We start from the raw sequence: 7,618 nt of genomic DNA on the forward strand, positions 1-7,618 counted from the left end.
CCGTCGGCCCCCTCGCCCACGATGTCGATGCTCGGCGGTGCCGCCGACATCGACATCGTGGGCGAGGGGGCCGACGGCAGCGAGGCGGCCGGACTCGTCGAACGGCTCCGGCCGGACGTGGTCCTGATGGACATCCGCATGCCGGTCATGGACGGGCTGACCGCCACCGAGGTGCTGCGCGGCCGCCCGGACGCACCCGAGGTCATCGTCCTGACCACGTTCCACGCCGACGAACAGGTGCTGCGCGCGATCCGTGCCGGAGCGGCCGGCTTCGTACTCAAGGACACCCCGCCCGGGCAGATCGTCGACTCCGTGCGTCGTGTGGCGGCCGGTGACCCGGTCCTGTCGCCCGCGGTCACCCGGCAGCTGATGGCCCGCGCGGCAGGCCCCGGCCGGGAGGAGAAGGCGGACCGCGCACAACGGGCCCGCCGGCGCCTCACGTTGCTCGCCGAACGGGAACGCGAGGTGGCCATCGCCGTCGGGCACGGCCGTTCCAACGCCGAGATCGCCGCGGCGCTCTATCTGAGCGTGGCCACGGTGAAGACCCAGGTATCGCGGATTCTCGCCAAGTTCGACTTCAACAACCGCGTCCAGATCGCCCTGCTGGTCCACGACGCGGGCCTGCTGGACGAAGGTGAGGGACACGGCCTGTCCTGAACCTTTCGTCCGGACCGGGCCCGGCGGCATACGCTGAAGCGGCCGGTCCTGGCGGCAGGACCGATCAGACCGGGAGGGCGGGCCCATGCCCGATGTCGATGCAGATCTGCGCGGGGTCGCGGACTTCACCGCGAATCCGTATCCGTACTACGCGAAGATGCGCGCCGAAGGTCCGGTGCACACCGTCCGGACCGACGACTTCGACCGGGTGTGGCTCGTCGTCGGGTACGACGAGGGGCGCGCCGTCCTGGCCGACCAGCGGTTCGGCAAGGACTGGCGGACGCTGCCCGGCCAGACGGGTGCGGGCAACCCGATCAACGCCAACATGCTGGAGATGGACGCACCCGACCACACCCGGCTGCGCAAGCTGGTCGCCCGGGAGTTCACCGCCCGCCGGATCGAGGCGCTGCGGCCCCGCGTGCAGCAGATCACCGACGGACTGCTCGACGCGATGCTGCCCGCCGGGCAGGCGGATCTCATCGACGCACTCGCCTTCCCGCTGCCCATGACCGTCATCTGCGAACTCATCGGCGTGCCCGACCTGGACCGGGACGCCTTTCGCCGGCTGTCGAACGACGTGGTCTCACCGGCCGGTGCGCAGGAGGAGGGCGACGCGGTCCGCGCCATGGCCGGCTATCTCGCCGAGCTGATCGAGGACAAGCGCTGCTCGCCGGGCGACGACCTGCTGAGTGCGCTGATCGCCGCCAGGTACGAGGACGGTGACGCGCTGTCGCCCGACGAACTGGTCGGCATGGCCTTCCTGCTGCTCGTCGCCGGTCATGAGACGACGGTCAACCTGATCTCCAACGGGGTGCGGGCCCTGCTCGATCACCCCGGGCAACTGGCAGCTCTGCGGGCCGACTTCGGGCTGATTGACGGGGCGGTCGAGGAGATGCTCCGCTACGACGGGCCGGTGGAGACCGCCACCTTCCGGTTCGCCCGGGAGGACGTCATGATCGGCTCCACCGCCATCGCCGCCGGTGATCCGGTCCTGGTCGCCCTGGCGGGCGGCGACCGCGACCACGGCCGCTACCCGGATCCGGACCGGTTCGACATCCGCCGCGACGCGCAGGGGCACCTGGCCTTCGGGCACGGGATCCACTTCTGCATGGGCGCGCCGCTGGCCCGGATGGAGGGCCGCATCGCGATCCGGTCGCTGCTGGAGCGGTGCCCCGGACTCGGGCTCGATCCGGACGCCGGGGAGCCGGACTGGCTGCCCGGCATGCTGATCCGCGGGGTGCGACGGCTCCCCGTGCGCTGGTGACAGAGGGGAACGTCATGACCGGACTCGACCTGGAGATGGCCCAGAAGGTGCTCGACAGCCAGCCGTTCAGCAGGCTCGTCGGGGCGCGGATCACCGCGTTCGGCGACGGCGGGGCCACGCTGGAGATCGACGCCCGCGAGGAACTCCGGCAGCAGAACGGATTCCTGCACGGCGGGGTCCTCGCCTACGCCGCCGACAACGCGCTCACCTTCGCCGCCGGAACGACACTCGGCCCGGCCGTGCTGACCGGCGGCTTCTCGATCCAGTACCTGCGGCCCGCCACCGGCTCCGGACTCGTCGCCCGCGCGGACGTCGTCCACACCGGCCGCCGGCAGGCGGTGGCACGCTGCGATCTGTTCGCCGTGGGCGAGGACGGCACCAAAACCCTCTGCGCGGTCGCCCAGGGCACCGTGCTGAGCGCCGCGTGATCCTGAAGGAGCCCGACTGGAGGAGCCGGACATGACGACTGAAGCGATGGTCGACCTCGGGGCGCTCGGCGAGCGGTACGTCCGCGATCCGTACCCCGTGTACGCGGAGTTACGGGCCCGCGGTCCCGTCCACCGCATCCGCATCCCGCAGGGCACGCCCGGCTGGCTCGTCGTCGGGTACGAGGAGGGCCGGGCCGCGCTCGCGGACCAGCGGCTCTCCAAGCAGTGGAGCAGCGCCTCGCCCGCCCTCGGCGTGAGCCAGGTCGCCTCGGGTGCGTCCATGCTCAGCACGGACGCACCCGTGCACACCCGGCTGCGCAAGCTGGTGACCCGGGAGTTCACCCAGCGCCGGATGCGGCGACTCGTCCCGCGTGTACGGCGGATGACGGACGAGCTGCTCGACACGATGCTCGCGGGGCCCGGCCGCGGCACCGATCTCGTCGAGTCGCTGGCGTTCCCGCTGCCGATGTCCGTCATCTGTGAACTGCTCGGGGTTCCCTTCCTGGACCGCCGCGCCTTCCGGGCCTGGTCCAACACCGCGTTGTCCGCCATCGACGGCGCGGCCCGCCGCGCGGTGACCGCCGAGATGTCCGGCTATCTGGCCGGACTCCTCGACGACAAGCGCGCACAGCCCGGCGACGACCTGATGAGCGCGCTGATCCACACGGCCGACGAGGAGGGCGACCGGCTCTCCGGCGATGAACTCATGGGCATGGCCTGGCTGCTGCTCGTAGCCGGCCACGAGACCACGGTAAACCTCATCTCCAACGGGGTGCTCGCCCTGCTCACCCACCCGGAGCAGCTCGAAGCACTGCGGGCGGATCCCGCCCTCATCGACAACGCGGTGGAGGAGATGCTCCGTTACGCGGGCCCGGTCGAGACACCCACCTACCGCTTCACCACCGGCCCGCTCGACATCGGCGGCACGGTGATCCCGGGCGGCGGCGAGCTGGTCCTGATCGCGATGGCCGACGCCAACCGCGACCCGGACCGCTACCCGGACGCGGACCGGTTCGACATCACCAGGGACGCCCGGGGGCACGTCGCCTTCGGGCACGGAATCCACTACTGCCTGGGTGCGCCGCTGGCCCGTATCGAGGCGGCGGTGGCGATCGGATCGCTGCTGGAGCGCTGCCCGGAACTGGCGCTGGACACGGATCCGGACGCGCTGACCTGGCGTACCGGGATGCTGATCCGGGGACCGGAGGGACTGCCGGTCCGGTGGTGAGGGCCGCCGGGCCCTTTCGCGCGACCGCCCTCAGCCTCCGGGGATCTCCGACAGCTCCACCGGCCGGCGCTCCCGGCGCGAGACCTCGCAGGCCTCCGCGATCCGCAGGGCGTGCAGGGCCTCCCGGCCGTCGCACGGATTGGCCGCCTCGCCCCGCACCAGCCTTACGAAGGCGTCCAGTTCGGCCTCGTACGCCGGGGCGAAGCGCTCCAGGAAGCCCGGCCAGGGCTTGGCCGGGGCGGCGGGGCCCTGCGGCTCGGTGGAGGTGAGCGGGGTGCGGTCGTCCAGGCCGACCGCGAGCTGGTCCAGCTCGCCGGCGAGCTCCATCCGTACGTCGTACCCGGCGCCGTTGCAGCGGGTCGCCGTCGCCGTGACGAGCGTGCCGTCGTCCAGGGTCAGCAGCGCCGCCGCGGTGTCCACGTCGCCGGCCTCGCGGAACATCGGCGGCCCGCTGTCCGAGCCGGTGGCGTACACCCGCGCCACCTCGCGGCCCGTCACCCAGCGCACCATGTCGAAGTCATGGATCAGGCAGTCCCGGTACAGCCCGCCGGAGAGCGGCAGATAGGCCGCGGGCGGTGGCGCCGGATCGGAGGTCACCGTCCGGACGGTGTGCAGCCTGCCGAGGGCCCCGCCGCGCACGGCGGCGCGCGCCGCCGTGTACCCGGCGTCGAACCGGCGCATGAACCCCAGCTGGAGCACGCTCCCCGCCTCCTGCGTCTCGCGCAGCGCGTCCAGCGTGCCCGCCAGGTCGACGGCGACGGGCTTCTCGCAGAACGCGGGCAGCCCGGCCCGCGCGGCCCGGCCGATCAGCTCGGCGTGCGCGGCGGTCGCCGAGGCGATCACCACGGCGTCCACGCCCGCGCCGAACACCTCCGCGGCGGAGCCGACGGCCCTCGCCCCGGTCCGGTGCGCGACCTCGGCCGCGCGGACCGGGTCGGTGTCCGTCACCACCAGGGCGTCCACCGAGGGGTGACGGGACAGCACGCCCGCGTGGAAGGAGCCGATCCGGCCGGTGCCGATGAGTCCGATGCGCATGGACCCAACGTGCCGGTCACCGGCGGCGCTGTCAACTATATGTCCTGACAAAGCCACTTCTGTGTCGGGGCGCGGTCGCGACCACCCGCTGCCACGGCCGGGAAAACCCCGCGGGGCCCCGCCCCACTCCTTGGAATTCCGCCTCCCCGCACGGTGACAGCGCCCCGCGACTTCCGTACGGTGTCGGAGGCTTCCCGGCCTCTCGTACGGTGACGACGGCAGCACACGGCCGCCCCCGGCGCCGTACGCGCCCCGACCCGACACACGCGCCGCGCCCTGCCGGGCGGCCGTGGTGGCGGCTCGGGGATACTTGCCCAGCCGGACCGGGACCGTACGGGCCCCGGCTCCACCAGCAGCACAACGAGCAGCACGAGAAGGGCACGGAGTCGTGGCAAGGGTTCGGACAGGGGTACGTGCGATGGGTGCCGTGCTTGCGGCGGTGCTCGGGGCTTCCCTCATGGGATGCAGCAGCACCGGCGGCAAGCGGGCGGAGGACCGGGCGGCGCAGGCCGCCGCCGAGGGCCGGTCCGCGGTGAACACGCCCCGCTGGACCTTCGCCATGGTCACCCACTCGGGCGACGGCGACACCTTCTGGGACATCGTCCAGAAGGGCGCCAAGATGGCGGCCGGCAAGGACAACATCAACTTCCTGTACTCGCACAACGACGAGGCGCAGCAGCAGGCCCAGCTGATCCAGGCCGCCATCGACAAGAAGGTCGACGGGCTGATCGTCACGCTCGCCAAGCCCGACGCGATGAAGGACGTCGTCGCCAAGGCCACCAAGGCCGGCATTCCGGTGATCACGGTGAACTCGGGCTCCGCGGAATCCAAGCGGTTCGGCGCGCTCACCCACATCGGCCAGGACGAGTCCATCGCGGGCGAGGCCGTCGGCGAGGAGCTCAACAAGCGCGGCCGCAAGAAGGCCCTGTGCATCCTTCACGAGCAGGGCAACGTCGGCCATGAGCAGCGCTGCGCCGGAGCGAAGAAGGCCTTCGACGGCGAGATGCAGAGCCTGTACGTCGAGGGCACCAACATGCCGGACGTCCAGGCCTCCATCGAGGCGAAGCTCCAGGCCGACAAGGGCATCGACGCGGTCGTCACGCTCGGGGCGCCGTTCGCGGACGCGGCCGTCAAGGCGAAGCAGACCGCCGGCAGCAAGGCCGAGATCGACACCTTCGACCTGAACGCCAAGGTCGCCACCGAGCTCCAGGCCAAGACCCTCGGCTTCGCCGTCGACCAGCAGCCCTACCTTCAGGGGTACGAGGCCGTCGACCTGCTCTGGCTCTACCGCTACAACCGCAACGTGCTCGGCGGTGGCCGTCCGGTCCTCACCGGCCCCCAGGTCATCACCTCGAAGGACGCCGCCCAGCTGGCCGAGTACACCAAGCGGGGAACGCGATGACCGCGACGCCGGGGCAGCCCGCTCCCGCCGGGGCGGACGAGCGGCTGCTGCGCACCTCACCGCTGCGCAAACTGCTCGGCCGCCCCGAGCTGGGTTCGCTCGTCGGGGCCGTGGCCGTCTTCCTCTTCTTCTCGATCGTGGCCGACAGCTTCCTGCGCGCCACCAGCTTCGGCACCGTGCTCTACGCGGCCTCCACCATCGGGATCATGGCGGCGCCGGTCGCGCTCCTGATGATCGGTGGCGAGTTCGACCTCTCCGCGGGTGTGATGGTCACCAGCTCGGCGCTGATCTCGTCGATGTTCAGCTACCAGATGACCGCCAACGTCTGGGTCGGCGTCTTTGTGTCGTTGCTGGTCACCCTGGCCATCGGCGCGTTCAACGGCTTCATGCTGACCCGTACCAAACTACCGAGCTTCATCATCACGCTCGGTACGTTCCTGATGCTGACGGGCCTCAACCTCGGCTTCACCAAGCTGATCAGCCGGACCGTCTCGACGAAGACCATCGGGGACATGGAGGGCTTCGCCTCGGCCCGCAAGATCTTCGCCTCGGAGTGGACCGTCGGCGGCGTCGAGCTCAAGGTGACCATCCTGTGGTGGGCCGTCCTCGTCGCGGTCGCCACCTGGATCCTGCTCCGCACGCGCTTCGGCAACTGGATCTACGCGGTCGGCGGCGGGGCCGACGCGGCCCGCGCGGTCGGCGTCCCGGTGATCCGTACGAAGATCGGGCTCTACCTCGGGGTGGCCTTCGCCGCCTGGGTCTCCGGTCAGCACCTGCTGTTCAGCTACGACGTGGTGCAGTCCGGCGAGGGTGTCGGCAACGAGCTGACGTACATCATCGCGGCCGTCATCGGCGGCTGCCTGATCACCGGCGGGTACGGCTCCGCGATCGGCTCGGCGGTCGGTGCCTTCATCTTCGGCATGACCGGCAAGGGCATCGTGTACGCGGAGTGGAACCCGGACTGGTTCAAATTCTTCCTCGGAGCCATGCTGCTCCTGGCCACCCTGCTCAACGCATGGGTACGCAAGCGCGCGGAGGCGACGAAATGACGGCCCCCCAGTCATCGAACGGGCCGGCGGAGACCGACCGGCGGGCGCTGGTCGAGCTCGACCACGTCAGTAAGTTCTACGGCAGCATCAAGGCGCTCCAGGACGTCTCGCTGGAGGTCCGGGCGGGCGAGATCACCTGCGTCCTCGGCGACAACGGCGCCGGCAAGTCCACCCTCATCAAGATCATCGCGGGTCTGCACCGGCACGACGCCGGAAGCTTCCTCGTGGACGGCGAGGAGACCATGCTCGCCAACCCGCGCGACGCCCTGGACCGGGGCATCGCCACGGTCTACCAGGACCTCGCCGTGGTCCCGCTGATGCCGGTCTGGCGGAACTTCTTCCTCGGCTCCGAGCCGACGACCGGCGCGGGCCCCTTCAAACGCCTCGACGTCCGGCTGATGCGCGAGACCACCCGCTCCGCGCTGCTGCGGATGGGCATCGACCTGCGCGACGTCGACCAGCCCATCGGCACCCTGTCCGGCGGCGAGCGCCAGTGCGTGGCCATCGCGCGGGCCGTCCACTTCGGCGCCAAGGTGCTCGTCCTGGACGAGCCGA

General features: G+C 71.3%; 8 protein-coding genes. 7 read left to right on the plus strand and 1 reads right to left on the minus strand.

The window, feature by feature from the left end:
* From J1C73_RS08005 to J1C73_RS08020, 4 genes are all read left to right on the plus strand, one after another.
* Positions 1–657: response regulator (locus tag J1C73_RS08005; RefSeq protein ID WP_207315728.1), on the plus strand; the 657-nt coding region annotated here is incomplete at its 5' end.
* 85 nt (positions 658–742) lie between these two features.
* Positions 743–1,921, plus strand: a complete 1,179-nt coding sequence (locus tag J1C73_RS08010) for a cytochrome P450 family protein (protein ID WP_207315729.1) — start codon at positions 743–745, stop codon at positions 1,919–1,921.
* A 14-nt stretch (positions 1,922–1,935) separates the two neighbouring features.
* Positions 1,936–2,349 (plus strand): PaaI family thioesterase, encoded by a 414-nt coding sequence (locus tag J1C73_RS08015; RefSeq protein ID WP_207315730.1) that lies wholly within the window; start codon positions 1,936–1,938, stop codon positions 2,347–2,349.
* Between the two features lie 31 nt (positions 2,350–2,380).
* On the plus strand, positions 2,381–3,577 hold the full coding sequence (locus J1C73_RS08020) for a cytochrome P450 family protein (RefSeq protein WP_207315731.1): 1,197 nt from the start codon (positions 2,381–2,383) through the stop codon (positions 3,575–3,577).
* Between the two features lie 30 nt (positions 3,578–3,607).
* Here J1C73_RS08020 and J1C73_RS08025 read toward each other — a convergent pair whose 3' ends face one another.
* Positions 3,608–4,612, minus strand: coding sequence for a Gfo/Idh/MocA family protein (locus J1C73_RS08025; protein WP_207315732.1), 1,005 nt, complete (start codon positions 4,610–4,612; stop codon positions 3,608–3,610).
* A 388-nt stretch (positions 4,613–5,000) separates the two neighbouring features.
* On the opposite strand from J1C73_RS08025, the gene J1C73_RS08030 reads away from it, so the two are divergent.
* From J1C73_RS08030 to J1C73_RS08040, 3 genes are all read left to right on the plus strand, one after another.
* Positions 5,001–6,014: a sugar ABC transporter substrate-binding protein gene (locus tag J1C73_RS08030; RefSeq protein WP_443732216.1), complete on the plus strand. Its 1,014-nt coding sequence runs from the start codon at positions 5,001–5,003 to the stop codon at positions 6,012–6,014.
* Complete coding sequence (locus tag J1C73_RS08035; RefSeq protein ID WP_207315734.1) at positions 6,011–7,063, plus strand: ABC transporter permease; 1,053 nt, start codon at positions 6,011–6,013, stop codon at positions 7,061–7,063. The genes J1C73_RS08030 and J1C73_RS08035 overlap by 4 nt, the downstream gene beginning before the upstream one ends.
* Positions 7,060–7,618: ATP-binding cassette domain-containing protein (locus tag J1C73_RS08040; RefSeq protein ID WP_207315735.1), on the plus strand; the 559-nt coding region annotated here is incomplete at its 3' end. The genes J1C73_RS08035 and J1C73_RS08040, both read left to right, overlap by 4 nt.

Origin of the sequence: Streptomyces laculatispora (assembly GCF_017353455.1) — a bacterium.
GTDB classification, from domain to species: domain Bacteria; phylum Actinomycetota; class Actinomycetes; order Streptomycetales; family Streptomycetaceae; genus Streptomyces; species Streptomyces laculatispora.

What these genes read in the sequence shown, in the direction of transcription:
- J1C73_RS08010 (WP_207315729.1), top strand. Translation starts at nt 743, where the DNA reads ATGCCCGATGTCGATGCAGATCTGCGCGGGGTCGCGGACTTCACCGCG.
- J1C73_RS08015 (WP_207315730.1), top strand. Translation starts at nt 1,936, where the DNA reads ATGACCGGACTCGACCTGGAGATGGCCCAGAAGGTGCTCGACAGCCAG.
- J1C73_RS08020 (WP_207315731.1), top strand. Translation starts at nt 2,381, where the DNA reads ATGACGACTGAAGCGATGGTCGACCTCGGGGCGCTCGGCGAGCGGTAC.
- J1C73_RS08025 (WP_207315732.1), bottom strand. Translation starts at nt 4,612, where the DNA reads ATGCGCATCGGACTCATCGGCACCGGCCGGATCGGCTCCTTCCACGCG.
- J1C73_RS08035 (WP_207315734.1), top strand. Translation starts at nt 6,011, where the DNA reads ATGACCGCGACGCCGGGGCAGCCCGCTCCCGCCGGGGCGGACGAGCGG.